Origin of the sequence: Fenollaria timonensis, assembly GCF_001457835.1 — a bacterium.
Classification (GTDB): Bacteria; Bacillota; Clostridia; order Tissierellales; family Peptoniphilaceae; genus Fenollaria; species Fenollaria timonensis.
This window is the reverse complement of record NZ_LN898229.1, coordinates 402,160-427,444: the sequence shown is the minus strand read 5'-3', so window position 1 is coordinate 427,444 and position 25,285 is coordinate 402,160. Positions and strand designations below refer to the sequence as shown.

The following is a 25,285-nucleotide window of genomic DNA, read 5'->3' as shown; positions in this document are numbered from 1 at the left end:
ATATTATCCTCCTTATTTCTAAGTCTATTATAGTCTTTTATACATGCTATGTCAATAGATTTGTTCTAATTTTTACCATTTTCATGGAAATTTCTTAAAAATCATACTTTAGACGTATTTTTATTTTGCTTTTTATATAGGCGCCTTAGCTTTTTCAAGAGGGCGTTTATCTTTCTTGCTGCGGTGTTTCTTGAAAAGCCTAGTGCGCGGCCGATGTCTTCGTAATTCATCTCGGTATAGTAACGTAAATAGATGAGCTTTTCTTCTTCGTATGTGAGCTCCTTGAAGACTTCGCCGAGTGTGTCGTTATAAAACAGGGCTTCGAAGTCGTCCATGCTGGTCTCGTCCTCTATTAAAAATGCATCGTCTAGTGGGGTGGTGACGACTTGTTTTTTATACTTACCGAGCAAATGGTATTTCATGCGTGACTCGATGTATGCGAGTGCGTGTGCGCCATGGGCGGGGTCGAAGTCTAGGAGGGCTTCGAGTGTTATGACTCTAAGCTCTTGCATGAGGTCGTCCCACTCTTTGAAGTTTGGGTAGTAGCGCTTAATCAACGTGATCATGAGGGGTTTTAGCCTTTCCATTGCCACGGGATTGACGTGTCCACTGGCTTGGTAGTCTGCCGCAACTTTGTCGTAATTGATTTGCATCTGTCTTACTCCTTTCTCTATTGTTAAGATGATTATAGCTTTAAGACCATTCGCAAGGCAAATGCAGACTCATGCGTAAATTTTGGAAGACGCGGCAAATTTTGGACATCTGCGTGGACAATTGGACGGATTGCTGCACCATTTCCATAATTATGGTGGGGGTGCGTGTGGGAAATAATCCTAGGATTTTGTATATATTAAGTGTAGGCAGGGACCTAGGGAAGGGGGTGAGATGATGACTAAGAATAGTGTTAAGCTTTACTTTACTGGTGAAGGCAGTGACGGATCTAAGAGAAATTTCTCTAGAACTGTAAACTACATCAGAGAGGATGCGAACAACGCGGAGCTTGGCGTGTTCAAAACTGCGTTTGGAACGCTTTTAGCTAAGGAGATTACTAAGCTTGAGAGAATCACTGTAACTGAATTATAGTGATGGAGGATTTTTTAGAAAGGGGGTGAGATGATGAAGAGATTACAAATGAAGTTCAAATGCGCGAATGGTAAGCCGTACAACATGAGTTTACAAAACCCTGCTGAGGGTCTTGACGCTGATGCTGTAAAGGGCGCGTTTGCTGGTATCGTTGAGAAGAAACTTATTGTGAATAAGGATGGCAGCGAGGTTAACGCTTTAGAGTCTGCTAAAGTAATTACGACTTCTACTGAAACTCTATTTTAGTTGATACTCATGTCGATAAAATAAAATAGTGCAGGTAATTAAGGAGAGGGCTTGTATCGAGAGATAGGGGCTCTCTTTTTTTATTGACAAAATATGACGTTTAATGTATAATTTATATATATGGAGGACTAAGATGGAAAACGAAATTAAATTATTTGAGGGAAACAAAATTCGTTCTGTGTGGGATGAAGAAAAAGAGGAATGGTATTTCTCGGTTGTAGATGTAGTAGGAGCGTTGAGCGGAAGTGAAAATCCAAATAATTATTGGAAAGTTCTGAAGAATCGTTTAAATCAAGAGGGAAGTCAGTTGGTTACATTTTGTAACCAACTGAAAATGAGGTCAGAAAAAGATGGAAAAATGTATAAAACTGATGCTGCTGATATACAGGGTATATTGCGTATCATACAATCAATCCCATCACCAAAGGCTGAACCATTTAAAAGATGGCTTTCAGAAGTAGGCAAGGAAAGAATAGACGAAATTATTGATCCAGAGCTTAGCATTGAAAGGGCATTAGAGACATATCTTAGAAAAGGATATAGCAAGGAATGGGTAAATCAAAGGCTTCAAGCTATTCAAGTAAGAAAAGAATTAACAGATGCTTGGCAAGAGCATGGCGTTAAGGAAGGGAAAGAATATGCAAATTTAACTAATGAAATTTCTAGAGCTTGGTCAGGTATGTCAACTAGAGAATATAAGAACTATAAAGGACTTAAAAAGCAAAATCTTAGAGACAATATGACGACTACTGAACTTATCTTAAATATGCTTGCTGAGACTGCTACAAAAGATATAGCAAATTCAAGTAACCCTGAGGGACTTGAAGAAAATAAGGAAGTTTGTAGAAGGGGTGGAAGTATCGCTGGTAATGCAAGAAAAGAGATTGAAGAAGAAACTGGCAAGGCTGTAATTACACGTAAAAATGCTCTAGATTTTGGAAACGTTATTAGCGATGTAAGCAAAGAAATTTCTGATAAGGATGATAAAAATGCTGATTAATTATTGCAATTGATTTGTGTGTTGATAAAAATACAGCACCGAGATATATGAAGTATATTCCTTTTTGAGCTTGTTTTAAGTTGCAGCAAGTTGTACATGAATAGTTTATTTGGATAGATTTACGATGTAAACCCAGTGAAATAGAGCTTTTTATGAAGTCAAAATAGAAAATTTAACTTGCAGCAAGTTGCAATACACAGAATTAATGACTATGTCGCATATCAAATTGATATGCGATTGTTTTTTTATGTGTGGGGGGGGGAAGTGAGATGGTTACATTTTGTAAGCGAATGAAAACTATTGACAAATGTTTAACATATGTTATAATAGTCTTGTAAATATTATCACTTGTTAAAGGAGTGTTTACATGAAAAAACAAGATAGTGTAAGTTATTTAGCTATTTTTAGCAAGGAAAGTGATGGTGGCTACTCTATTGACGTGCCTGCAATTGACGGCGCTTATACATGCTCGGACACTTTTGAAGAAGGTGTAAGATATGCACAAGAGGTCATAGGTCTTTGTCTATACGATGAAGAGAATGAAAAAACTGAGTACCCAGACGATATTGATATGGATGAGCTTGATCTTGAAGAAGGCGACTTAGCTGTTTATGTCAATGTTTACTTGCCTTATCAATTCTCTTTGGTTAAGGAAGTATACAAAAATAAGATGGTGACCTTACCAACTTGGCTTGAGGCGCTTGCTAAGAATAAGAACATAAATTTCTCGAGGGTTTTGACTGAGGGTTTGAAGAAGGAATTGGATATTAAATAGTATTAAGATTGACAAAGAGCTAAAAATCTGTTATTATTATCTTACAGATAGAGGTAGTGTTAATAGCCAACTAGGGGGAATGCTTTATTAAGAAGTGTTCCCTCTAGTCTTTTTTATCTTTAGTGCTTGAAAAAATTTTAAATCTGTAGTATAATATAGATGTATGATATTCCTTGGGAGTAGGACCCTCACCATACGAGGTGCGCCGGAACCAAGGGATTTTTTTGTCTTTTTTGTGAGTGAAAAGTGAGTCGGTTACATTTTGTAACCAACTGAAAAAATTTTAGAAAAGTATTGACAATATGTGTAATAATACGTATAATATATATGGGAGGTAGTCTTATGAAAGAGTATAAAAAGTATAAGGATAAGTATATCTATCCAGCGATATTTAATTATGCTGACGATGGAATAACTGTAGAGTTCCCAGATTTGCAAGGTTGCTTAACTTTTGGAGACACTGAGGAAGAGGCTTTGTTGATGGCAAAGGAAGTTTTAGGTCTTTGGATGAAGAATCTTGAAATTGACAATGAAGATATACCAAAGGCAAGCTCTTTACTGGATATAAAGCTCGAAGATAATCAAAGAGCTGTACTGATTGATGTTTGGATGCCTCTTGTTAGAAAGGCTATAATGAATAAGGCTATAAAGAAAACACTAACTATACCTCAATGGCTTGATATAAAGGCGAGGGAGGAGGACATTAATTTTTCACAGGTACTGCAAGAGGGACTAAAAAGAGAATTAAATATTCAATAGAATAGACTAGCAAAATTATAATATTCTGATGATCAAAAGAGGAGTATCGCTATGAACAAAAAAGATAAAACCCAAAACGAAGTTCCAAATGCTGAGACTATCGAGGCTATAAAAGAGGTAGAGGCGATGAAGAAGGATCCATCCATAGGCAAGACTTATGAGAGCGTCGACGAGATGTTTGACGATTTAATTATGAAAGACCTTATTGAGGATGGTCTTGAAGGCGAAGAGCTATTAAGAGAGTTTAGAAGAATTAAAAATAACTTGCCAATGGCTGTTGATAAACTAAAGAGTGATGTTTTGAATGAGTATAAAAATGGCGAGACGGTAGAATTTGATGAAGAATTATTTTAAAGAGGGCGTTGGGCTCTCTTTTTTTTATTTAGTGGCTAAGTTAATTATACAATCTTCCAAAAAATATATGTATATCTTAGTTTAAACGTAAAAAGAGAGACTTAAATCAATAAGTCTCCTCAATATTTGACATAGAGCCGAAAATAGAATCTCTATCCTTCTTTTTTGTCTAAATTTATAATTTTTGAAAAAGCTTATTAATGTCAATGAACAGGCATCACACTAATTTGAAGAACCCCCGTCCATAAATGGACGTGAACCTTTGCGCTATACGGAGCAAGGAACTTGATCAAACTATATTTATTCACACTTTTGCCGGAAGAAGAAGAACCTAGTACATTAAAATGTACTAGAACCTTTGCGCTATGATGGATAAGGCGCAGCAGAATGTAAATTACCTATAATATCTTTATAAATAATTTATCCAAAACCGTAAGTTCTTGTAATAATTTGATGGATTTTGCGTTGTACAGAATTTTTTGGAGTGAGGTGTGCTAAACGCACTCCGCAGCGACAAAACAATTCGAAACTAGCAAAAGCCGCAAATTAGGCAAGAAATTACCGTCCTCCGCCGCCACTGCCGCCGGCAGAAAATCCTCCGCCGCCTCCAAACGACATCCCTCCTCCGCCACCGCCGCTTGACGACGATGACGAAGATGCATGATTCTCATACACGCGATTCATAGCTGTTCCCAAATGATTAACGACGTGGTACATCACAAGTGGATCCATGCCGCTATATCCAGCGTAAGTGTAGTTAGGGTCTATCATCTTAAACTTATTTAGTACCTTTTCTCCAAGTCCAAACAAAGCCGCAAGCACTAAATATTCGTCCCATAGAGCGACTTCTACCGCTTCACGCTCGTTAATCAAAGTGAAGTCCTTTAAAAACTTTATAAAGCCCTTTTGCTTAATGGCCTCTTCACGGCCACGCTCAGTGAAAACATCGTAGCTTGATAGCAAAAATCCCGGCTTCTTATATACTAAATCCAATCTTTCCGCAGTGCTAATCGCATTTTTATTGTAGTTCTTAACGAAATTTTCGGCAACGCTTCCTCTGTTAAAGGCCCTCACAAGCTCATCGTTTCTAAGCACGAGGTCATCGCCCGACGCAGCTGTAATCAGCTTATATAGCTGCTCTTCCATCACGTCCTCTGTTTCGGGCGCTTTAATAATTTTAAAGCAGTCCTCAAGAACATCCTTCTTGAAAATCAGTCCCTTAGTGAACTTTTCCTTAACAAGCTCTATATTGCCGTCCTTAATCCATTTTAGAAAGTAGGCGGCGACCACATTTGTCACAGATAAACTTTCATTCACTGAATAAATGCCGCTGTTAAGCAAGATATTTCCCTTCATCGGCAAATCACGCCAATAGTTTACATCTTTTGGCAGGCTATTCTCAGAGCTTATCATTGATTTTTTCACTCCAGATACTATCATGGAAATGATTGATGCGATAAAAATGAAAATTATCGGTATGACAATGGGGTTTCTGACAAAGAATACATTATTAAAATTATTACCAGTATTATAGTCTGGATAATAAAAATCATCTTCATTATCTTCATTATTATCTTCTACCTGAATATCTTCTTCACGATCGTAATAGTCGGAGCCTTGCATAGCTCTTTCCTTCATCTCTTCAAAGCTGCCACTACCTATGCTAATGGGATTGATTACGCCCTTATTTAAGCCAAATAAAACTGTTAGGTGATTTGCGGGGCCAAAGTCATTTATCTCGTGGACTATGACCTTGCCGTCTTCGAAAACGATGTCTGCACTTGAGCCAAAACCCCAAACACGAGCGTTGTCCTCATTTATCTCGCCATTAGCAAGGCTTAATTCGAAAGAAACCTTTTTTGGAGCAGGGTCCATCTGGTCATTCACAAAGCGGATGTTGAAGCCGTCCATATCGTCAAAGCTTTGAGCCGCGTTTCTCATGGTGTAAGTCAAAGTATAAGTTTTGTTCTTGTGAAGATCGCTCTTGCCAAAGCAGAGCTCGATGCCGTCAGAAGTCTCATTAATACCGCACTTGCGAGCCTTTTCATCGAAGGACGCATCGACGTCCCAATTATTAATGGTCTCATAAGGACCATTTTCATCCGAAACTTTAAAATCAGTGGTCACTATGTCACGCATATTAGTCTTTGGGATGTAAAACTCAGTGCCAGTGCCGGGCCTAGCTTTCCAGACCTCACTTACCATAAGCGCGCCGTCATCCATAAGCGTAGTTTTTATATCAATCGAGTCGATACTATCCGAGGCAGCATAGATATTTACAGAAAAAACTATAATTATAGCTGCGAGGATAGTCGCGAGTAATTTTTTCATTATCTAAACTCCAAATCAGGCATGTCCTTTTTGTTGTCATCAACAGTCAGATACTCTCTTGGATGCACGTTTAGCATCGAGGCAACCACTGATGATGGGAACATCTTAACGTCTCTGTTAAGCTTTGTAACTGAGTCGTTGTAAACCATACGGCTCATTCTAACTTTGTTTTCGTAGTCGTTAATCGAGTCCATGGACTTCATGTAAAGCTCGGACGCTTTTAGCTCTGGATAGCTCTCTGCAACTGCATTTATCCTAGATAGAGCACCTTCAAGTAGAGCCTCATCGCCATTGACATCACCAGCAGTTTTAAGAACTGGTCTACGCTTTTCGATGATGCCTACAAGGGATTCGTACTCGTGAGCCGAGTAAGCCTTAACCGCACTAGCAAGCGCCTTTAGAGCGTCCCAACGCGAGTTAAGATTGACAGAGATGTTGGCAAGAGAGTTGTCAACGTTCTCCTCCAAAAATACGAAACGCCTTTGTTGGCCTATGTAGTAAGAGATTAAAACTACTACTATCGCTGCTAAAATTATTATAAACATAATCTTTCCTCCTTTTATATTTTTTCATTATTATTTTACCCAAAAAATGTAAGGGAAATGTAAAGTATTTTAAAATAAAAAAATAAGTACATAAAACGTACTTATTTTGCGTATATAATTTATAATCTTTCTACTTGCGAATAGACAATATTTATTACTTGATCTAAGATGTCTTTTGGGCATTTTTCGACAAAAACATTCTCTCTTGCATTAAGGTCTAGTGATTTAATGTGTTCACATAAAATGACGCCAGTAGTTTGAGTCCTAGTGTCCAGTGCAACGTGTAAAGGGAATTTATTATCAGTATTAGTGATTGGACATAGTATTGCCAAATTTGTGTTTTTGTTAAAAACATTGTTACTAATAACTAGAGCTGGCCTAAATCCGGCTTGCTCGTGCCCCTTTTGAGGATTGAAACTTAGTTTTATGATGTCGCCTTGTTCTACCATAGTTCTTTACCCTTGGCTTCGCCCCAATCTATTTCTTCGGGTCTGTAGTCTCCATCATATCCATCAAAAAGTTCAACTATGTTCTTTCTTTTATTGTGTTTTTTTATTATAAGCTTATCATCTTCTTTTATTACAGATAGTTCTTCATCTTCACTCCATCCAAGCTCATTAAGTAAGAACTTTGGAAGTCTTATTCCTTGGCTGTTACCCCACTTTTGTAAAGTAATCATAAGTACACCTCCATTTATATGTATATATATAGTATATACTTTTTATCTTGATTTGTCAATATAATTTTCTTCTTATTATATATAAATATGGTCTTCACATCACAGCCATCATCAAAGCTATCCTGCTTGATAATGGCGGCGTCTTGTGATAAAATAAATAGGTAGAGAGGGGAGAATCATATGTTTGATAAAATAAAATTACGTTTTTTGACTGAGGCGGGCACGCTGAACACTTTGGGCAAGATTGCGCTCGTGCTTTTATACTTCGTCATCGCCTTGATTATAGTGAAGATCATAAGCTTCATCATAGGTAGGCTTGCGAAGAAAAAGTATAGTAAGCTCAGAACCATCGACGCGAAGAGGCTTAAGACGGTTCTGAGCGTTTTGAAGAGCTTCGCGACAATCATTATCATGTTCACATGGTTTTTGTCGGCGCTAAGGATATTCGGTGTCAATACCTCGGCGATCGTGACAACTGCTGGGATAGGGGGTATCGCGATCTCCTTTGGAGCGAAGAGCCTTGTTGAAGACATCATCAGCGGTATATTTTTGATGCTTGAAGATAGCTTTGTGCTTGGCGACGACATCACTGTAGCGGGCAAGACTGGTACTGTTGAGAAGATCAGTCTGCGTACAACGACTATCCGTGATTATACGGGTGAGCTGCACGTCATTCCTAATGGCGAGATCAGAGTCGTGACTAACAGGAACAAAAACGTTCAAAGAGCGCTGATTACAGTGCCTATAGCTTATGATGCCGACGCGCAAATGGCGATCGACATCTTGACGAAGGCGCTGAAAAAAGTTGATGAGGACCACGCCGTTATTGAAGGGGTTAATGTCTGGGGCATCACTGATTTTAATAGCAATGGTGTGGTGATTAGTGCTGCGGCGAAGACGATACCGGGTGAGCAATGGAGGATTGAAAGGCTAATGAGGGAAGTAGCTTTAGAGGAGCTTACTAGGAATAAGATTAGAGTTCTAGATAAAACTTTTGTTATTAACAAAGAATAAATACAGTTCGCATTCAAACGAGCCCTTGAACTCGTTCCTTCCTCAGCAATGCTCGAGTACATTTGTACACTCCGCTTGCTTCGTCAGTCCACATCGTCCAATCATCTCGTTTGCTCTGCGAAGTCCCATGGTCGGAGTAGGATCCAGGGTAAAAAGATTAGTGTTTGTGAATAAAGAAAAGAGATCTAAAAAAAAAATATAAAAAGTGATTGCATTTAAATTCATGAATATGATAAAAGATTAAATATGGAGCTTAATTGCTCCTTTTTTATGTAAAAATATTGACAAATCAAAATAAAAAGTATATACTATATATATACATATATATTGTGGAGGTGTATATTATGATTACTTTACAAAAGTGGGGCAACAGCAAAGGCATAAGGCTCCCTAAAGTTTTAATAGATGAACTTGGTTGGAGCGAAAACGATGAGCTTTCAATAAGCAAGGATGATGACAAGATTATCATAAAAAAGCACAATAAAAGAAAAAGCATAGTAGAGCTTTTTGATGGATACAATGGAGACTATAAGCCAGAAGAAATTGACTGGGGCGAAACAAAGGGTAAGGAAATATGGTAAGACAAGGAGATATTGTAAATCTAAGCTTTAACCCCCAAAGGGGATATGAGCAAGCTGGCTTTAGGCCGGCAGTAGTTGTCAGCAATGACGTTTTCAATAAAAATGCAAAATTAGCAATTTTATGCCCAATCACTAATACAAACAATGACTTTCCCTTACATGTTCCACTTGATTCAAGAACAGAAACAACAGGCGTGATACTTTGTGAGCATCTTAAGTCGCTAGATCTTAACGCAAGAGAACATGTATTTATTGAGAAATGCCCAGATGATATATTAGAAAAAGTTGTCAATATAATTTTTTCGCAAGTTGAAATAATATAAACAAGTGAAAGCAAGTGTAAATGCAAATGGCCGGAGCGATCCGACCATTTTTTCTGTGTATTATTTAATTTATTATTTAGATCTATTTCTTTTTCTTCACTATCTTTTTATAATTACTCTGGCACTACCATCGACCATGGGACTTCGCGGAGCAAGCGAGATGATTGGACGATGTGGACTGACGAAGCAAGCGGAGTGTACAAAAGTACTCGAGCATTGCTGAGGAGGGAACGAGTTCAAGGGCTCGCTTGAACGCGAACCTTACTTTTGAATTTCTTCCCCCAGAAGATACTTCTTCCCATCCTTTTCCCAAGCCACACAAGAGTCCAAATTAATATTCATCGCACTATTCAAAATATTTCTCTCCGCCATATTATTCTTCTCCATAAGCTCGGCGACAAGGTCCTTGATCTCGTAGCGTATATTGCCACTTCTCTTCTTCGTAACAGAGCAGGCGCAGTCCAAAGCCTTGAGATCACTTCTCTTAAGCCATCTCTTAATGTCATCTTCCCTTATGTAGTACATAGGCCTAATCAGCTTGAGTCCTTCAAAGTTTTGGCTATCGAGTATCGGGCGCATCGTCTTGAAAGTGCCGGCGTAGAGCATGTTCATAAGCGTCGTCTCAACTACATCATTCATATGATGACCCAAAGCGACCTTGTTGCAGCCAAGCTCCTTCGCCTTGCCATAAAGGGCGCCGCGGCGCATACGAGCACACATGTAGCATGGGTAGTCACCCGCAAGCTTCTCAGCCACTTGAAATATGTCCGTCTCAAATATTTGTATGTCTATGCCCAAAAATTTGCATAGCTCCTCAAGCTTGTCCCTGTTCTCCTTAGTAAAGCCGGGGTCCATGCTCACATAGCAGACATCAAATTTAAAAATCGAGTGCTTCTTCAGCTCCTCAAACATCTTCGCAAGAAGGATCGAGTCCTTGCCGCCACTGATAGCGACCAAGACCTTGTCACCCTCCTCAATCAGATTAAAATCGTTTATCGCCTTAAGAAATTTCTTCCAAAGTTCCTTTCTGTAGCTCTTGATGATGAAGCGCTCAATCTCTTTTTTTTCTATACTATACATTATATGTGATTAAAGAGTCTACCTTGTAGCCCTTAAGCTTGTCGCGGCCCTTAAGGTCAGTTAGTTCAATCAAAAACTCAAAAGCAACAATCTCAGCACCCATCTTCACAAGAAGGTCCTTAACAGCTTCAACAGTTCCTCCAGTCGCAAGAAGGTCATCAATAACAACAACCTTAGTGCCAGGCTTGATCGCGTCCTTGTGAATCTCGATAGTATCAGTGCCATATTCCTTTTCATAAGAGTACGACACAGTCTCAGCAGGTAGCTTGCCCTTCTTTCTAACAGGAATAAAGCCAAGACCCATCTTGTAGCTAAGCGCGCAGCCAAGCATGAAGCCCCTCGCCTCAGGTCCAACGATGTATTCAGCGCCAAGGCCCTCGATATTCTTTTCTAATTCATCTACAGCATACTTGAAAGCGTCCTTGTCCTTAAGAAGCGTAGTTATGTCCTTAAAAGAAATCCCTTCCTTCGGGAAGCCTTCAATCACCCTTATAGTGCTTTTTAAATCCATATTATCACCCAAAGAGTATTATACCACTTATTCATATTTATGGCAATCGTTTTGTATTATCTTTATGATTATGGTGATGGTCTTGCCACTGCGTCAAAAATTATTATTGAAAAAATTTATATTCAAAGCCTTTAGTATAGTATAATATTATATTACATTTTGGTTAAATATTTACTTTAGCTATTGCAAATGGTTTACTTAAGAAGTATAATATAGATAAGAAAGAATTATTTAGGACTTTCAAAATTATTCTACACTAAGGAGGTAGTAGTATGAAAAAGTTTAGAAATATTTTGGCTATGCTAATGGTATTCGTGATGCTAGTAGCAGTTATGCCAATGAATGTATTTGCTGAAGGGGAAACAACAGGAACAGAACAACCAGGTGAAAAAGAACAACCAGTTGATCCAGAAAAACCAGTTGATGGAGAAGGCACACCTGCAACAGACGAAGACAAGACAGCTGCTAAGGCAACTGTTAATGCTTTAGAAAACATATCTAAAGAAGACAAAGCAGCTGCAATAAAAGCTATCGAAGAGGCTAAAACTAAAGAAGCTATAAATGAAGCGGTAGCTGAAGCAACAGCAAAAGACGACGAAGCTAAAAAAGCTAATGAACTTAAAAAAGCTAAAGAAGAAGCTTTGGCTGAACTTGAAAAATTAACTCATCTAACAGAAGAAGAAAAAGAAGCTGCAAAGAAAGCTATAGAGGATGCGGCAAAGAAAGAAGATGTAACAAAAGCAGTAAATGATGCAAAAGCGAAAGAAGAAGCTGCTATAGAAAAAGAAGAAGTTGAAAAAGAACATAATATAACAATAAAAGATGCTACAAATGGTAAAGTTGAAGCAGATAAGAAAGCAGCTAAAAAAGATGTTGAAGTTACATTAACTATCACTCCAGATAAAGATTATAAACTTAAAGAACTTAAGGTTATGGCTGGAGAAACTAAAATTGAGGTTAAAGACAACAAATTTAAAATGCCAGCTGCAGATGTAGAAGTTAGCGCAACATTTGAAAAAGAAGAAGTAAAACCAGAACCAAAGCCAGAAACAAAAGAATATACAATATCTAAAGCATACACAAATCACGGATCATTCACAGTAAGTAAATCAAAAGCTAAAGCAGGTGAAACTATCACTGTAACAGCTAAACCATACAGTAGCTATGCAGTTAAAAACGTTTACTATATAGATAACAATAATATTAAACATAGTATTAAGAATTATGCTTACAACGACTACTATTACTATGGATACAACGGAAGATATTACAACGACTACAACTACTATTACAGTGACTACAGAAACTATTATTACAATGATTACGCTACTTATGAAGATTATCTAAAAGATAGACACTATAGCTTCTGGAAGAACAACTACAGATACGGGGATTATGACGACTACAGATACAATAACAGATATTACGATAGATATTATGACGATTATTATAGATACTATGACGACTATGTAGATAACTACTACAGAAGATATAGTAGCTATGAAGACTACCTATATGATAAACACTACAGTCACTACAGAGACTACAGATACTATGACAAATATGACTACAGATACTATAACTACACTACAACTGATACATTTGAAATGCCAGCAAGTAACGTTACAGTTTATGTAGAATTTACTGATTGGTCATACTATGGATATTACTATGATGACTACTATTATTATAGATATCATAGAGACAAGAAGGACAAAGAAAAAGAAGAAAAGGCTGAAGAAGAAAAGAAGCCAGCTGAAGAAAAAACTCCACAAGTTTACGAAGCAAGCGCAACTATAAACGTTGGCTCTAACGTATTTACTAAGGTGAACAAGAACGTTACAACTACTCATCAAATGGATGTTGCTGCATACGTTAAAAATGGCAGAGTAATGCTTCCACTAAGATATGTTGCTGAAGCTCTTGGTTTACAAGTATCTTGGGTTCCTCAAACTAAGACTGTTATTATCTGGGATTTAACTCAAAAAGTTGAAATACCTATAAAGTCTAATAAGATGATTGTAAATGGCGTAACTTACACAAGTGATGTTAAGCCTGAAATCAAAAACAGTAGAACAATGCTTCCAATCGCTAACATTGCAAGAGCACTTGGTCTAATAGATGGTTCTGACATCATCTGGGATCCAGTTATGAAGCAAGTTAAATTAACAAGAAGAGTTATAAGCAAATAATTTATAAAGTCCTAAGGGGTCCGCTCATTGATTTGGGCGGATCTTTTTTGCTTAAATAATATATCTTGACAAGAACAGCTATTTATACTATAATGGTTAAGTCAAGTTAAAAACTTTGTAAAACAATCGGCATGGAGAGATGGTTGAGTTGGTTGAAGGCGCTCGCCTGGAAAGCGGGTATACGTGATTAAGCGTATCAGGGGTTCGAATCCCCTTCTCTCCGCCACGTGCTAGTTGGGAAGGTAGCGGCATCCTGTAACCATAAATCCGCTATATTTGGAATGAATTCCCGACCGAGGGCGTCTTCTGTGGGGCTTGCCCACAATAAGAGGTGTTGAACGAAGGGTTCTTGCGCAACATAAATCTTACGAACCTCGTCAGGTCCTGGCGGAAGCAGCGATAAGTATGTATTTGTGTGTGCCGCGAGGGTGCCGTTCGGGAGCTGTCTGTTGTGGTAACACTTGGGGGAGCCGAACAAAGTCGGGTGCACTTACATAAAAATAACACTCTGCTTTTGCAGAGTGTTATTTTTATGTCATAGTGTTTCTTGTTAAAAGAAGAACCTCACCCATTTACAAAGCTTCGCTTTGAATGGGTCCCGAGAACCTTGGTGCTTCGCACTGGCGCCTTGCACAATCCATCATAGCGTAAAGGTTCTTGTCCGTTAGGATGAGGTTCTTCTTTTTCATCGCAAGATTTGTGTCATCCGATACAAGATATTTAATTTGATCTAAATTGGAAAGATGTTTGAACTAATACGATTAAAACTAAATATTAAGCTTACGCCACTTAATAAAGAGAAAATTGATTTTCACGAGCGCAGCATTCGGAATAAATTGAATTAATTTCTTTGCGCAACGAACCGCCCGTGGTCTCATCTAGTTGAGCGTAGCGAACGAATATGAGACCACAGGTGAGTAAGCTTAGAAATTAACAATTTATGTAGACCAGCAAGCGACGAAAACAATTTTCGATGTCCATTGCTCACGTAAATGTATATTGAATAGATATAAAATATGTATTTTGATTAAAATAAGTATCGTGGCAATTATATAACTCAATTAAACTACTTTAATAAAAATCTTACAAGGGAAGAAAACGATTTTGCGATGAAACGAGCCCTTTAATGTGAAAGAAAAAAACGACTAAACAATTGCTTAGTCGTTTTTTTCTTTGGTCGGGGTGAGAAGGTTCGAACTCCCGGCCCCATGGTCCCAAACCACGTGCGCTACCAAACTGCGCTACACCCCGCCGAAATATTACTCACCTATTATACCGTTCTCTATCCATTCTTGCAAGTGAAGATAAATCTTATTTTCTCATTAAAACTACTATTATTATAGTTTTTCTTCTATTATCTTACGAATTTACAATATTTTTATTTTATCTTAATAGGCGTCTGACAAAACCATTCTCAATATTTCAAAATAGTTACAATTGCATGAATATTAACAAAGTTAATCGTTTTTGTTATATAATGGAGACGTATGATAGAAAGGAAGGATAAAATGAAATTTAAACGCATAGCAAGTATCGCTTTGAGCGCAACGCTTGCATTTTCGATTTTAAGTCAAAGTTCTTTAGCTTATATAATTAACGAAGAAAGAAAGGAAGAGTATTTGGCGAGCGGCGTGCATCGCGCGAATATCGAGAGGTTTACCTCTGAGGGCTGGCAAAACTTAAATGTCTTGACGATTGACGCGACAAGCGGCATGAACGAGATCAAGGCGATGTTTAACACTGAAGGTGTATCTCACAGGTCGAATGTTAAGGACATGGTCTCTGTAAGTGGCGCTGTTGCTGGTGTTAACGGCGACTACTTCAACTACCAACCGCATCCATCGACGCTTGGCGTTATTGTCAATGACGGCAAACTTATCAGCTCGGCTCAAGAGGGCAAGAACAATCTGCCTGTCTTCTACCAAAGCAGTGCTGGCGACTCGCATGTGGGCTACATCACTCAGTCTGTTGACATCTTAAATCAGCTAACTGGCGCAAAGTACCACGTTAGCGGCTACAACAAGGCTTACGGCGGCTACAAGTACCTTTCTCTATTAACAAGGGACTGGGGCAAGAAGAGCTTCGGCGCAAAGGCTGCGAACATGACTGAAATCCTTGTGGTTAATGGCGTTGTTGCCGACATTAGAACGAACGGCGAGCCTTTTGATATCCCTCAAGATGGCTACGTACTTAGCCAAAATGATTCGCCTCTAGCAAGTCTAACGCTAGGCACTCCGCTTGAACTACAAGTGACTTCAAATGTTGACCACAATGGTCTAAAATTCGCTATGGGCGGCGGCTCGATCATCTTAAAAGATGGCGTAGCAATGCAAACTAATATTGTTAATAAAGGCAGGCACCCAAGAACTGGTATCGGCGTCACTCAAGACGGCTCAAAGATAGTCATCATCACTGTTGACGGAAGGAATGGTTATGCAGGTCTTACTCAAAAGGAATTCGGCGAACTCTTCAAGAGCTTCGGCTGCTACAACGCGATGAACCTTGATGGCGGCGGATCGACTACCATGGTCAAAAAGACTAAGGCGATGGACTCGGCTGAGATCATCAACAAGCCATCGGGCGGCACTCCAAGAGCGGTTGTATCGGGCGTTGGCGTTTTCTCAAATGACAATCCAGGCGCTGCAGCAAGAATTGAGCTTGAGCTTGATACTGATAAGGCTTTCCCTGGCGTACCAGTAGGCTACAGTATTAAAGCTTACGACGCAAGCAACAATCCTGTTAGAGTCGATGCAAATGCAGTAAGTGCAAGCGCTACGAATGGTGCATCTTGTGCAGGAGGTAGTTTCATTGGCGCTAGTCAAGGCGTTTCACAAATCACGGTCACTTACCAAGGTGCAAGCGATACGAAAAACATCGAAGTATACTCAGAGCCGGTTGAGCTAAGGAGTTCTACTGAGAAGATAAACGCAAAACCTGGCGATAAATTTACTATAAAAGATATTATTGGTCTTGATAATCAAGGCCGCAGCGCGAAGATACCGACTTCGAACATTAATTTCTCCATCTGGGGCAAGGTTGGTGCGATGAGCGGAAATGTTTTCACTGCATCAAATAATATTGGCTACGGCTACATCACTATGGGCTATAAAAATACTTATAAGAACATCCCAGTAACTATTGGCTTCAATACAAAGCCGCTACTTGATTTTGAGAGCCTTGACAATATTAAGGCGTCGAGCTTCCCAGCTGACAAAGTGGCTGCTAGCCTAAAAATTTCTAAGGACGCTAAGCAAGGAAGCGGAGCGGTTGAGCTTAACTACGACTTTTCAAAGCTTGATGACTCGAGAGCTGCGTATATAAGCTTCAAGAAGGCTCCTGTTTTAGAAGGTAAACCAAAGAGGCTTGGCATCTGGGTCAAGGGAGATGCGAAGGGCGCCATGCTTAAGGCGACTATCAAGGACAGCGAAGGCTTTGCTGAACAAATCACTTTCACTGAAAAGATTAACTTTAGTGACTACAGATACCTTGAAGCAGAAATTCCTGACAACGAGGCGTATCCATATACCCTACTAAACATCTACATTGGCAGCTCCAATAACTCTGCCATGGTCAAGTCAAAGATCTTGGTCGACGTAATCGATTTATTATATGAACACAAATTTGAAAACGCCATCGACAATTCATCCGTCTTGGCAGATAGTCAAAAAGGCTTCTTAGCAAAGGCTCGTGGCGGCGAATACCTAGTGGTTACAGGCTACGATGCTAATCAAGACAAAAATTTTGCAGGCACCAAGACTGCCATAATCAATAAGATGAATAAAGTTGACACAGGCATTACGCTTAATAACTACGACAGCGTCTTGAAGAAGGCAGTTTCGAAGAACCTTCTTAAGAATGGAAACGTTTTCTCGACAAGCGCTACGACAAACGCCTTTATACTAAATTTAAATACTTCTAAGAGGTCGCTAAGGCTTTCCGACGCAAAAGAGTGGTCCTACATCACAGGCAGCCTTAAGAACATCACGCAAAAGAACGTTGTTGTGACTATGACTAGCCCTGTCTTTGGCAAGGGCGGCTTCACTGACAAGAAGGAAGCAGAATTACTTCACGCGAAGCTTAAAGAGCTTGCCGACATGGGTAAAAACGTCTACGTCGTTGCCGGCTCAAACGAAGCGTCAGTCAAAGTGCTTGACAAGGTTAGATACATTAACGTCTTCAACAAGCCTATCAAGACAAAGGCCGACCTAGTTAAGAGGAGCTACGTGCAATTCACTTTCAATCCAAACGCAAGTGCATACACTATCGCTAACTATTAATATGGTATAGAGACCATTAATTTAGTATAGACATAGATGAAAAGAACTGTGAGAGCAGTTCTTTTTTTTGTGGGAATATGTTTTGCGTAGCATAAGATATGTCTTGAAAATTAAAGAAAATATAAAAAAGTAATAGCTTGACATATTATAGTTAATATATTATGATTAATTATATAAAGATTATAATAAATCAGATAATTTAGAAGATTTGATTGCAGTATCTCAAAAAGCTATAGCAGATACATATGATTGCTGTTCACAAGAAGAAGTTCATAATGATGTTTGCTCATTGCTTAAATATTTAATAGACAATGAACTACTTATAGAGGATAAAAATGAATTATAGTTTTTCTAGCAATATTAAGTTTTTAATTAAAAATTGGTTTAAGAAAGATAGTTTTGGAACTATCCTTGTATTTTTGTCGGCTATTGTTACAATAATAATACCGCTTTTTGATGCATATATACTTAAAACGATAACAGCAGCGATTATCGAAGGTCTTGACGCTGAACAATTTATATTAAGTTTAATCAGTTTATTTATTTTTTACATTTTATTAAAAATTTTAAACACCTGGATGGATACTAGAAATGATTTTTTCCAAACTAAGGTTAGTATGCTCTACGGTGTAGACCTTATCTCTGCTCTTATGGATAAGGATCTACTTGATTTTAAAACAGCAGAGCAAAAAGCTTTGTTTGAAAGGTCGAAGTCCTTTGCTTTTGAAGGAGAACAAGCTGATGGTGCTTGGTCTGCGATTAGACTTTCTAAGCTTATCACATCTTTTTTAGGCTTTTTCGCTTATGCAATTATTTTTTCTTTTCTTAGCTATAAATTAGTCATAATTATTTTATAAATTGCAACAATAAGTTAGCCACCCAGACATCATATAGACTAAATGTATAGTATAGCTTAAAAGTATTTATTTTTATTAAACTAGATACTTTTAAGCTGTTTTATTTCCTTTATGAACTCTTCTTTTGCAGTTTTGTAATTAAAGATTTTTCTTGGCAAATTATTCATCCACTCGTTTATTCTGTATATTTTTTCTTTTGATACTTCTTCTATTGATGTGCCTTTTTGTATAAATCTTCGTATTAATTTATGTTGACATTCACTAGTTCCTCTTTCCCATGATGTATATGGATGACAAAAATATATATCTACATATTCTGCTAATTCTGATAAGCTTGAAAATTCTGAACCATTATCTGATGTTATACTTTTAAATATTTCTTTGTTTAACTGCGCATTATCTTTTAAGAATTTAAGTCCAATGTCTACTGCATCGGGTGTTTTTCCATGTATTTTTATCAGCTTTTCATATCTTGTTTTTCTTTCTACTAATGTAAGTAGTACTGGATCTGTCTTTTTCTTTTTACCTATAACTGTATCTATTTCCCAGTGGCCGAATTCTTCTCTTGTTTGTATTTTATCTGGTCTTTCTTCTATGGATATGCCAAGCTTTTTCTTGTTTTGTCTTGTTCTTCTTGTGCTATTTTTGTTTTTTCTCTTTACTTTTTCTAGTAGATCTATATTTTTTGTTTTCATTAGTGACTTATTTATCCAGTTGTAGAGGCTTTTTGTTGATGGTATTTCTGATGATGGAAAGAGTCTATTTGCTTTTGCGTATCCAACACATACATCTGGAGACCATTTATCTTTTAACATTTTATTGTCTGCCCATTTAAGAAATTCGACTATATCTATATATTTTGGTCTTCTTCCGCAAGAAGATCTATTGTTTATATATACCTCATAATTAGTTAAGGCAAAGTATTTTTCATCGTAGTAAGTATATGTTTTGTTATTACTTTTTATTATTCTCTTTTGCTTTACTGTGCCTTTCTTTATTGCGTTGTTTATTGTCTGCGGGGCTCTATTTAGCCTTCTTGCTATCTCTCTGTTGCTATGTCCATCTATTTTCCATGCCTGTATTAATGACATTTCATGTAGTGATAGATGTGAATTTTTCTTGCGTTCTGTAAATTCTATGGTATAATTTATATGAGTCATGTGTACCTCCGTATAGTTGTTTTTTTGTTTGTTACTAATACTATACCATATGTACACATGATTTTTTTATTTGGTGGCTAAGTTAATTATACAATCTTCCGTCATAATTATTTTAATTTCAGCACTTGTCACAGCCTATTTCCAAGATAGGCTTATGCTTTATGGAGACAAAATCACTGACGATATGGCTCAGGAAGAGTCAAGGCACTATTATATGTATAAAGTTTCTTTAGATGATGGCGCACAAAAAGAGATTCGCTTAAACAATGCTCTTTCATGGCTAGTCTATCACCTAGATAAGATATCAAAAGCATATTACACGCTTCTTCGCGGATGGACTAAAAAAGCTAATAGAGTCTCTTTAGTCGAAGGCATCTTTGGCTTTATCAGAGACTTATTTACCTACGTTTTACTTACAAAGAGCGTTCTTAATGGAGAGATAAGTGCAGCGAATTTTATCTTTTATCTAAGCTTAGTAGTTGGTTTTTCAGAGTGGCTAAATAATTTCTCAGGTCATATAAGGTCGCTTAGGAGAATTTCTCTTGTTTGCGACAAGTACAGGACTTTTGTTCATGACAAGGCAGATCTTAATACTGAAAAAATTATTTTAAAGTCAATAGATGAGATAAAACTAGAAGATGTTTCTTTTGCATATGATGAGGATAACGAAATTTTAAAGAATATTAATCTTACTATCAAAAAAGGTGAGTCAATCGCCGTAGTTGGGGAGAATGGCGCTGGCAAAACAACTCTTATTAAGCTTATTACAAAGCTTTTTGATGCTAGCAGCGGCAGGATTTTAATCAATGGCATCGATATTGATCTTTACGATAAAAAGTCCATTTACAAGAGGATAAGTGCTTTATTCCAAGACTACTTCTTGATGCCAACTACGCTTATTAATAATTTGGACGATAAGCAGCAAGATAGGTCTAAAGCAAAAACGCTTATTGATGAGATGGATTTAAGTAATAGATTTAATTCACTAGAAAACGGCTTGGATACTGAGCTAATAAATATCGAAGATAATAAGGTAGAAGGTTTTTCTGGCGGCGAAACACAAAAGCTTTTATTCATCAAATCTCTTATGAAAGATAGCGACTTATTGATACTTGATGAGCCAACATCAGCTTTAGATCCGATTGCTGAAGAAAAACTTTATCTAAAGTACAAAGACTTTACTAAGGATAAGATGGCGATATTTATCTCACACAGAATTACTTCAACGAGGTTCTGTGACAGAATTATTTACTTAGATGACAAAAGCATTGCAGAACTTGGAACTTATGATGAGCTTATGAACTTAGGCGGAAAATACAAAGCTATGTTTGATATGCAAGCTAAGTATTATAAGGAGAATGAAAATGAAGAAGCAAGTTTATAAAGACATCTACAAAATTAAAAAAAGTATATTGCCAATAGTTTTTCTAAATGCTTTATTATGTGCAGCTGAGCCCTTTATCTTTGTCTACATCTCTGGCTACTTACTAAAATTTATAATCGAAGCTAGAGAAATTAGCTTTATAATAAAATTTTCTGTGGCAGCAGCGGGAATATCCTTTGCACTTCACTATATTAAAAACATCACTGAAAACTATAAGTTAGAGTACGGCGACTATTTAAATACAAATGAAAAAAATATTCTTATAAAAAAATTGTTTTTGCTAGATTTTAAGGACCTTGAAGCTAAAGATACAAAGGACAAAATTTTAAGACACAAAGAGGAAAGTGATGGCATGAGCACCATTTACATGGAAGCGATGTATCAATTTTATAATTTTACTGTAAATATAATCAGCATTATTATAGCAATAGTATCATTAATTAGCTTTTATCCAGCACTATCAAAATCTGTAGATATTAGAGTTTTTGGCTCAAAATATTTTCCTTTATTAATAATATTTTTAATGCTAGTAATTATTTATGCTTTAATCAATTTTAGGAAGAGGGCAGAAGAAAAGAACGAAATCGATAGAGAGACCTATGCGAAAAAATATAAGATTTACGATTATTACATGAGATTACTCTCTGATTACGAGTCGTTAAAGCAGATTAAAATTTATGATGAGAAGGCTTTTATACTTGACGATATAAACGAGAATTTTGTAAAGAGTGGTCTTGGATTAAGAAAGAAAATTGCAAGAAGAACAGGTTTTAGCGAAGGTATGGATGATCTTTTGCTATCGACGCTTGGAATCTTGTTCTTAATTATGCTTGCCATTAAGGCAAAAGGCGGTCTCTTTGGCGTAGACAAGCTTATAATATACTATGGTGCTTTTAAAGCACTTTGTGAAGCAGCAAAGGAGCTTATCAAAACTATTGGCGAAGAAAAAGCACTTGAGCCTAAAATAGCAATTTTGTATGATATACTTAATTTGAAATCTGATAAAAAATTTGAAGTAAAGAAAAAAGATTTTACAGAGACTTTGATTAGTGTAAGGGATTTAAGCTTTTCCTATCCAGATTCAAAAATTACTCAGCTAAAAAATCTTGATCTTGAAATAAGGCGAGGCGAAAAAATTGCAATAGTTGGAGAAAATGGTTCAGGTAAAACGACTTTTGTAAATTTGCTAACAGCTTTATACAAAGCAAATGAAGGTATCCTTCTTATTGATGGCGAAGTACCTTCGCTTGATTTTACTGCGAAAAATATTGGAGTAGTGAGTCAAGACTTTTATCTATTTTCATTTAAGCTTGGAGAAAATATTGCCACAAGTGAAAATTATAATGCTGATGAGTGCGAAAGAGTTTTAAAACTCGCTAATTTTGAAAAAGCTTATGACTTAGAACAATATATATACACAGACATTGACGAAGATGGTGTGGATATCTCTGGCGGTGAAAGCCAAAAAATTGCACTAGCAAGAGCTCTTTACAATGATAAGGATATCTTGATATTTGACGAGCCGACATCAAAGCTTGATCCAAAGTCTGAGATGAAAATTTTCGAGAGCTTCAATGAGGCAGCGAAGGGCAAGACAGTCATATTCATTTCTCACAGGATGAGCGCTTGTAAATTTGCAGACAGAGTTATTTTATTCCACGACGGCAAGATTATAGATAGCGCACCGCATGAAGAATTATTGAAACGAAATGAAAAGTACAAAGAGATGTGGAGTGCGCAAGCAAAATATTTTAATTAATTTATATAAGTGATTAAGCAAGTCTTAGTCACTTTTTTTGTGCCTTGCTTTATTGAAAAAAAACAATTTTTGTGTTAAAATTAAAATAGCTAAGTATATGGCCGAATGGGTATATATACTTAATAAAGGAGTGAGAACATGGATAAGAACAATAAAGACAAGAAGGGACCTAAGAAGTCTCTCGTCTATTACTATATAGTTATACTAATCATTGCCTACTTCTTCAACGTCTTCTTCATGAAGGACATCATGAAGCCGAATGTTGAGAAGGTCACTTACGATGCCTTTTTGGAAGCGATTGACGAAGGCGTTGTTGACAAGGTACAAAAGATGGGCGGCAACATAGTATTTCAGCTTAAGCCTGATTATGTGGCCGTTCGCGACAAAGACAATAGCAAGAAATTAAAATTTGAAAAAGCAAAATTAGATAAGGATGGCAAGGCCATAAGCAAGAGTGAAGACGAAGAGCTTAGAGTCTTTATCACAGGCGAGTGGGACTACGACGGCCTTACAGAAAAGCTTGAGGCAAAGGGCGTTCACTTCGGTAGCGAGATCATCGAAGAGCCATCGATCTTAGTAAAAATCTTGGGCTTCCTACTACCGATAGCGACATTTTTGATTATGGGTCTCGTTCTATCCAGAATTTTATTCAAGGATATGGGTGGCGGCCTTGATAAATTTGGCTTCGGCAAATCGGGCGCCAAAGTTTATGTAAAGGGACAGCAAAAGAAGACATTCGAAGACGTTGCGGGCCAAGAAGAAGCGAAGGAGATGCTTCTAGAGATAGTCGACTTCCTTCACTACCCAGAGAGGTACGCCAAGATAGGCGCCAACCTTCCTAAAGGAGCCTTACTTGTAGGGCCTCCGGGCACAGGTAAAACGCTTCTAGCACAAGCAGTTGCGGGCGAAGCAGACGTGCCATTCATCTCCATATCGGGTTCATCCTTCGTAGAGATGTTCGTGGGACTTGCGGCCAAGAGAGTTAGAGAGTTATTCAAAGAAGCGCAAGAGAAGGCGCCATGCATCATATTTATAGACGAGATCGACGCCATAGGTAAGTCACGTGAAGGATCTTTCTCCTCAAACGACGAGAGAGAGCAAGCTCTAAACCAATTACTTACTGAGATGGACGGCTTCGACTCTAAAAAAGGTATAGTGGTACTTGCGGCAACAAATAGACCAGAAGTACTTGACCCAGCCTTACTACGTCCAGGTCGTTTCGACAGGCGTATACCAGTTGAATTACCTGATCTTAATGGTAGAATAGCCGTATTAAAGGTACATTCAAGAAATATCAAGATGTCAGACGATGTAGACTTCAAAAAGATAGGTCTACTTACAGCAGGCGCATCAGGCGCGGACCTTGCAAATATCGTGAACGAAGCGGCACTTAGAGCGGTTAGAAACAAAAGAGATTATGTAATACAAGAGGATTTACAAGAGTCAGTTGAAGTAGTTATAGTCGGATACCAAAGAAAAACTATGATTATCTCAAAAAAAGAGCGTGAAATGATCAGTTACCACGAAGTTGGTCACGCGATAGTCGCAGCTGTTCAAAAGAAGAGCGCTCCAGTTGAGAAGATCACTATCATACCAAGGACATCGGGTGCACTCGGCTACACACTACAGTCCGATACAGAAGAAAAGTTCCTTATGGACAAGGAAGAGCTCTTCAATATGATGGTTACTGCATCAGGCGGTAGAGCCGCTGAGGATATAGTCTTCGGCGTAATTACGACTGGCGCAAGCAATGATATAGAGCAAATTACAAACATCGCTAGAAACATGGTTATGCGCTACGGCATGAGCGACGACTTCCCTATGATGAGCCTAATGAGCGAGGGAAACCGCTACCTAGGCGGCGCAGGCGAGCTTACAGCGAGCCAAGACACCTTTGCCAAGGTCGACGATATCGTCAAAAACCTTATTGCAGAGGCTTATGAAGAAGCAAAACGCATACTTCGTGAGAATAGGACTAAGCTTGATAAGATTTCAAAATACCTTATCGAGAAAGAAACCATCAGCGGAGAAGAGTTTATGAAGATCTTTAATGAAGACAATGCTAATAGTGATGGCAATGGTGATAATGGTGCAAATGGCGAAGTAAGCGAAAAAACTAATGATAGCGATGCTAGTATAGATAGTAAAAACACTAATGATAGTGAAAATGCTAAAGAAAGTGAATCTACTATTGAAAGTGATTCTACTAAAGATAGCGATTCTACTAAAGATAGTGATTCTACAAAAGATAGTGAGGCTACTATTGATAGCGATTCTACTAAAGAAGACGAAAATACTCAAGATGAGAAAAATGACGATAGTGGCAAGGCCATAATCGTAGAAGAGGATAGTAATATATAAAAATAAGGAGTAGG

23 protein-coding genes, 2 tRNA genes and 1 other RNA gene are annotated in these 25,285 nt (G+C 37.7%); 17 read left to right on the top strand and 9 right to left on the bottom strand.

Going from position 1 to position 25,285, the window contains the following annotated elements:
* Positions 1-101: 101 nt before the first annotated feature.
* Positions 102-653: a sigma-70 family RNA polymerase sigma factor gene (locus BN3004_RS02050; RefSeq protein ID WP_058259612.1), complete on the bottom strand. Its 552-nt coding sequence runs from the start codon at positions 651-653 to the stop codon at positions 102-104.
* Between the two features lie 235 nt (positions 654-888).
* On the opposite strand from BN3004_RS02050, the gene BN3004_RS02045 reads away from it, so the two are divergent.
* The 6 genes from BN3004_RS02045 (at position 889) to BN3004_RS02020 (ending at position 4,217) form a co-directional block, all read left to right on the top strand.
* Positions 889-1,083 (top strand): DUF1659 domain-containing protein, encoded by a 195-nt coding sequence (locus BN3004_RS02045; protein ID WP_058259611.1) that lies wholly within the window; start codon positions 889-891, stop codon positions 1,081-1,083.
* Positions 1,084-1,113: 30 nt separating this feature from the next.
* Positions 1,114-1,329, top strand: a complete 216-nt coding sequence (locus tag BN3004_RS02040; RefSeq protein WP_082244045.1) for a DUF2922 domain-containing protein — start codon at positions 1,114-1,116, stop codon at positions 1,327-1,329.
* Positions 1,330-1,462: 133 nt separating this feature from the next.
* Entirely contained in the window at positions 1,463-2,329 is an 867-nt protein-coding gene (locus BN3004_RS02035) for a BRO family protein (RefSeq protein ID WP_058259609.1), read from the top strand.
* Positions 2,330-2,696: 367 nt separating this feature from the next.
* Positions 2,697-3,104 carry a type II toxin-antitoxin system HicB family antitoxin gene (locus BN3004_RS02030; protein WP_058259608.1) on the top strand — a complete coding sequence of 136 codons (408 nt, stop codon included), beginning with the start codon at positions 2,697-2,699 and terminating at the stop codon, positions 3,102-3,104.
* A 342-nt stretch (positions 3,105-3,446) separates the two neighbouring features.
* Entirely contained in the window at positions 3,447-3,863 is a 417-nt protein-coding gene (locus tag BN3004_RS02025; RefSeq protein WP_058259607.1) for a type II toxin-antitoxin system HicB family antitoxin, read from the top strand.
* Between the two features lie 51 nt (positions 3,864-3,914).
* Positions 3,915-4,217: a hypothetical protein gene (locus BN3004_RS02020; RefSeq protein WP_058259606.1), complete on the top strand. Its 303-nt coding sequence runs from the start codon at positions 3,915-3,917 to the stop codon at positions 4,215-4,217.
* A 558-nt stretch (positions 4,218-4,775) separates the two neighbouring features.
* Here BN3004_RS02020 and BN3004_RS02015 read toward each other — a convergent pair.
* The 4 genes from BN3004_RS02015 to BN3004_RS02000 form a co-directional block, all read right to left on the bottom strand.
* Positions 4,776-6,548, bottom strand: coding sequence for a DUF2207 family protein (locus tag BN3004_RS02015; RefSeq protein WP_058259605.1), 1,773 nt, complete (start codon positions 6,546-6,548; stop codon positions 4,776-4,778).
* Positions 6,548-7,093 carry a LemA family protein gene (locus BN3004_RS02010; RefSeq protein ID WP_058259604.1) on the bottom strand — a complete coding sequence of 182 codons (546 nt, stop codon included), beginning with the start codon at positions 7,091-7,093 and terminating at the stop codon, positions 6,548-6,550. Before BN3004_RS02010 ends, BN3004_RS02015 begins: the two co-directional genes overlap by 1 nt.
* A gap of 119 nt (positions 7,094-7,212) precedes the next feature.
* The gene (locus BN3004_RS02005) at positions 7,213-7,542 is read right to left on the bottom strand and encodes a type II toxin-antitoxin system PemK/MazF family toxin (RefSeq protein ID WP_058259603.1); all 330 of its coding nucleotides are present in this window, start codon (positions 7,540-7,542) and stop codon (positions 7,213-7,215) included.
* Positions 7,536-7,772, bottom strand: coding sequence for an AbrB/MazE/SpoVT family DNA-binding domain-containing protein (locus BN3004_RS02000; protein WP_058259602.1), 237 nt, complete (start codon positions 7,770-7,772; stop codon positions 7,536-7,538). The genes BN3004_RS02005 and BN3004_RS02000 overlap by 7 nt, the downstream gene beginning before the upstream one ends.
* A 180-nt stretch (positions 7,773-7,952) precedes the next feature.
* On the opposite strand from BN3004_RS02000, the gene BN3004_RS01995 reads away from it, so the two are divergent.
* From BN3004_RS01995 to BN3004_RS01985, 3 genes are all read left to right on the top strand, one after another.
* Positions 7,953-8,786 (top strand): mechanosensitive ion channel family protein, encoded by an 834-nt coding sequence (locus BN3004_RS01995; protein WP_058259601.1) that lies wholly within the window; start codon positions 7,953-7,955, stop codon positions 8,784-8,786.
* A 344-nt stretch (positions 8,787-9,130) separates the two neighbouring features.
* Positions 9,131-9,367: an AbrB/MazE/SpoVT family DNA-binding domain-containing protein gene (locus BN3004_RS01990; RefSeq protein WP_082244044.1), complete on the top strand. Its 237-nt coding sequence runs from the start codon at positions 9,131-9,133 to the stop codon at positions 9,365-9,367.
* The gene (locus BN3004_RS01985; protein ID WP_058259600.1) at positions 9,361-9,690 is read left to right on the top strand and encodes a type II toxin-antitoxin system PemK/MazF family toxin; all 330 of its coding nucleotides are present in this window, start codon (positions 9,361-9,363) and stop codon (positions 9,688-9,690) included. The genes BN3004_RS01990 and BN3004_RS01985 overlap by 7 nt, the downstream gene beginning before the upstream one ends.
* A 261-nt stretch (positions 9,691-9,951) precedes the next feature.
* Here the strand turns inward: BN3004_RS01985 and BN3004_RS01980 are convergent, their stop codons facing one another.
* On the bottom strand, positions 9,952-10,770 hold the full coding sequence (locus BN3004_RS01980; RefSeq protein WP_196792458.1) for a tRNA 2-thiocytidine biosynthesis TtcA family protein: 819 nt from the start codon (positions 10,768-10,770) through the stop codon (positions 9,952-9,954).
* The gene (locus BN3004_RS01975; RefSeq protein ID WP_058259599.1) at positions 10,763-11,281 is read right to left on the bottom strand and encodes an adenine phosphoribosyltransferase; all 519 of its coding nucleotides are present in this window, start codon (positions 11,279-11,281) and stop codon (positions 10,763-10,765) included. The genes BN3004_RS01980 and BN3004_RS01975 overlap by 8 nt, the downstream gene beginning before the upstream one ends.
* Before the next feature lie 272 nt (positions 11,282-11,553).
* Between BN3004_RS01975 and BN3004_RS01970 the strand changes: the two genes are divergently transcribed.
* The 3 genes from BN3004_RS01970 (at position 11,554) to ffs (ending at position 13,965) form a co-directional block, all read left to right on the top strand.
* Positions 11,554-13,473 carry a stalk domain-containing protein gene (locus BN3004_RS01970; RefSeq protein ID WP_058259598.1) on the top strand — a complete coding sequence of 640 codons (1,920 nt, stop codon included), beginning with the start codon at positions 11,554-11,556 and terminating at the stop codon, positions 13,471-13,473.
* Between the two features lie 133 nt (positions 13,474-13,606).
* Positions 13,607-13,699: transfer RNA gene (locus tag BN3004_RS01965), tRNA-Ser, on the top strand.
* Positions 13,699-13,965, top strand: an RNA gene (gene ffs, locus BN3004_RS08190) — signal recognition particle sRNA large type. Before BN3004_RS01965 ends, ffs begins: the two co-directional genes overlap by 1 nt.
* A gap of 682 nt (positions 13,966-14,647) precedes the next feature.
* Here ffs and BN3004_RS01960 read toward each other — a convergent pair.
* Positions 14,648-14,724, bottom strand: a tRNA-Pro gene (locus BN3004_RS01960).
* 257 nt (positions 14,725-14,981) lie between these two features.
* On the opposite strand from BN3004_RS01960, the gene BN3004_RS01955 reads away from it, so the two are divergent.
* A complete protein-coding gene (locus BN3004_RS01955) occupies positions 14,982-17,750 on the top strand; it encodes a phosphodiester glycosidase family protein (RefSeq protein WP_196792457.1) in 2,769 nt (922 codons plus the stop codon).
* 335 nt (positions 17,751-18,085) lie between these two features.
* Positions 18,086-18,607 carry a hypothetical protein gene (locus tag BN3004_RS01950; RefSeq protein WP_058259596.1) on the top strand — a complete coding sequence of 174 codons (522 nt, stop codon included), beginning with the start codon at positions 18,086-18,088 and terminating at the stop codon, positions 18,605-18,607.
* An 80-nt stretch (positions 18,608-18,687) separates the two neighbouring features.
* Here BN3004_RS01950 and BN3004_RS01945 read toward each other — a convergent pair whose 3' ends face one another.
* Positions 18,688-19,767 carry an IS30 family transposase gene (locus BN3004_RS01945; protein ID WP_058259272.1) on the bottom strand — a complete coding sequence of 360 codons (1,080 nt, stop codon included), beginning with the start codon at positions 19,765-19,767 and terminating at the stop codon, positions 18,688-18,690.
* Between the two features lie 73 nt (positions 19,768-19,840).
* Between BN3004_RS01945 and BN3004_RS01940 the strand changes: the two genes are divergently transcribed.
* From BN3004_RS01940 to ftsH, 3 genes are all read left to right on the top strand, one after another.
* A complete protein-coding gene (locus BN3004_RS01940) occupies positions 19,841-21,151 on the top strand; it encodes an ATP-binding cassette domain-containing protein (protein WP_148344894.1) in 1,311 nt (436 codons plus the stop codon).
* Positions 21,126-22,910 (top strand): ATP-binding cassette domain-containing protein, encoded by a 1,785-nt coding sequence (locus BN3004_RS01935; RefSeq protein WP_082244043.1) that lies wholly within the window; start codon positions 21,126-21,128, stop codon positions 22,908-22,910. Before BN3004_RS01940 ends, BN3004_RS01935 begins: the two co-directional genes overlap by 26 nt.
* A gap of 138 nt (positions 22,911-23,048) precedes the next feature.
* Positions 23,049-25,271, top strand: coding sequence for an ATP-dependent zinc metalloprotease FtsH (ftsH, locus tag BN3004_RS01930; RefSeq protein ID WP_082244042.1), 2,223 nt, complete (start codon positions 23,049-23,051; stop codon positions 25,269-25,271).
* Positions 25,272-25,285 lie beyond the last annotated feature (14 nt).

Excerpts from the sequence above, each read along its gene's own strand:
- BN3004_RS02050 (WP_058259612.1), bottom strand. The coding sequence starts at position 653 with ATGCAAATCAATTACGACAAAGTTGCGGCAGACTACCAAGCCAGTGGA.
- BN3004_RS02045 (WP_058259611.1), top strand. The coding sequence starts at position 889 with ATGACTAAGAATAGTGTTAAGCTTTACTTTACTGGTGAAGGCAGTGAC.
- BN3004_RS02040 (WP_082244045.1), top strand. The coding sequence starts at position 1,114 with ATGATGAAGAGATTACAAATGAAGTTCAAATGCGCGAATGGTAAGCCG.
- BN3004_RS02035 (WP_058259609.1), top strand. The coding sequence starts at position 1,463 with ATGGAAAACGAAATTAAATTATTTGAGGGAAACAAAATTCGTTCTGTG.
- BN3004_RS02030 (WP_058259608.1), top strand. The coding sequence starts at position 2,697 with ATGAAAAAACAAGATAGTGTAAGTTATTTAGCTATTTTTAGCAAGGAA.
- BN3004_RS02025 (WP_058259607.1), top strand. The coding sequence starts at position 3,447 with ATGAAAGAGTATAAAAAGTATAAGGATAAGTATATCTATCCAGCGATA.
- BN3004_RS02020 (WP_058259606.1), top strand. The coding sequence starts at position 3,915 with ATGAACAAAAAAGATAAAACCCAAAACGAAGTTCCAAATGCTGAGACT.
- BN3004_RS02015 (WP_058259605.1), bottom strand. The coding sequence starts at position 6,548 with ATGAAAAAATTACTCGCGACTATCCTCGCAGCTATAATTATAGTTTTT.
- BN3004_RS02010 (WP_058259604.1), bottom strand. The coding sequence starts at position 7,093 with ATGTTTATAATAATTTTAGCAGCGATAGTAGTAGTTTTAATCTCTTAC.
- BN3004_RS02005 (WP_058259603.1), bottom strand. The coding sequence starts at position 7,542 with ATGGTAGAACAAGGCGACATCATAAAACTAAGTTTCAATCCTCAAAAG.
- BN3004_RS02000 (WP_058259602.1), bottom strand. The coding sequence starts at position 7,772 with ATGATTACTTTACAAAAGTGGGGTAACAGCCAAGGAATAAGACTTCCA.
- BN3004_RS01995 (WP_058259601.1), top strand. The coding sequence starts at position 7,953 with ATGTTTGATAAAATAAAATTACGTTTTTTGACTGAGGCGGGCACGCTG.
- BN3004_RS01990 (WP_082244044.1), top strand. The coding sequence starts at position 9,131 with ATGATTACTTTACAAAAGTGGGGCAACAGCAAAGGCATAAGGCTCCCT.
- BN3004_RS01985 (WP_058259600.1), top strand. The coding sequence starts at position 9,361 with ATGGTAAGACAAGGAGATATTGTAAATCTAAGCTTTAACCCCCAAAGG.
- BN3004_RS01980 (WP_196792458.1), bottom strand. The coding sequence starts at position 10,770 with ATGTATAGTATAGAAAAAAAAGAGATTGAGCGCTTCATCATCAAGAGC.
- BN3004_RS01975 (WP_058259599.1), bottom strand. The coding sequence starts at position 11,281 with ATGGATTTAAAAAGCACTATAAGGGTGATTGAAGGCTTCCCGAAGGAA.
- BN3004_RS01970 (WP_058259598.1), top strand. The coding sequence starts at position 11,554 with ATGAAAAAGTTTAGAAATATTTTGGCTATGCTAATGGTATTCGTGATG.
- BN3004_RS01955 (WP_196792457.1), top strand. The coding sequence starts at position 14,982 with ATGAAATTTAAACGCATAGCAAGTATCGCTTTGAGCGCAACGCTTGCA.
- BN3004_RS01950 (WP_058259596.1), top strand. The coding sequence starts at position 18,086 with ATGAATTATAGTTTTTCTAGCAATATTAAGTTTTTAATTAAAAATTGG.
- BN3004_RS01945 (WP_058259272.1), bottom strand. The coding sequence starts at position 19,767 with ATGACTCATATAAATTATACCATAGAATTTACAGAACGCAAGAAAAAT.
- BN3004_RS01935 (WP_082244043.1), top strand. The coding sequence starts at position 21,126 with ATGAAAATGAAGAAGCAAGTTTATAAAGACATCTACAAAATTAAAAAA.
- ftsH (WP_082244042.1), top strand. The coding sequence starts at position 23,049 with ATGGATAAGAACAATAAAGACAAGAAGGGACCTAAGAAGTCTCTCGTC.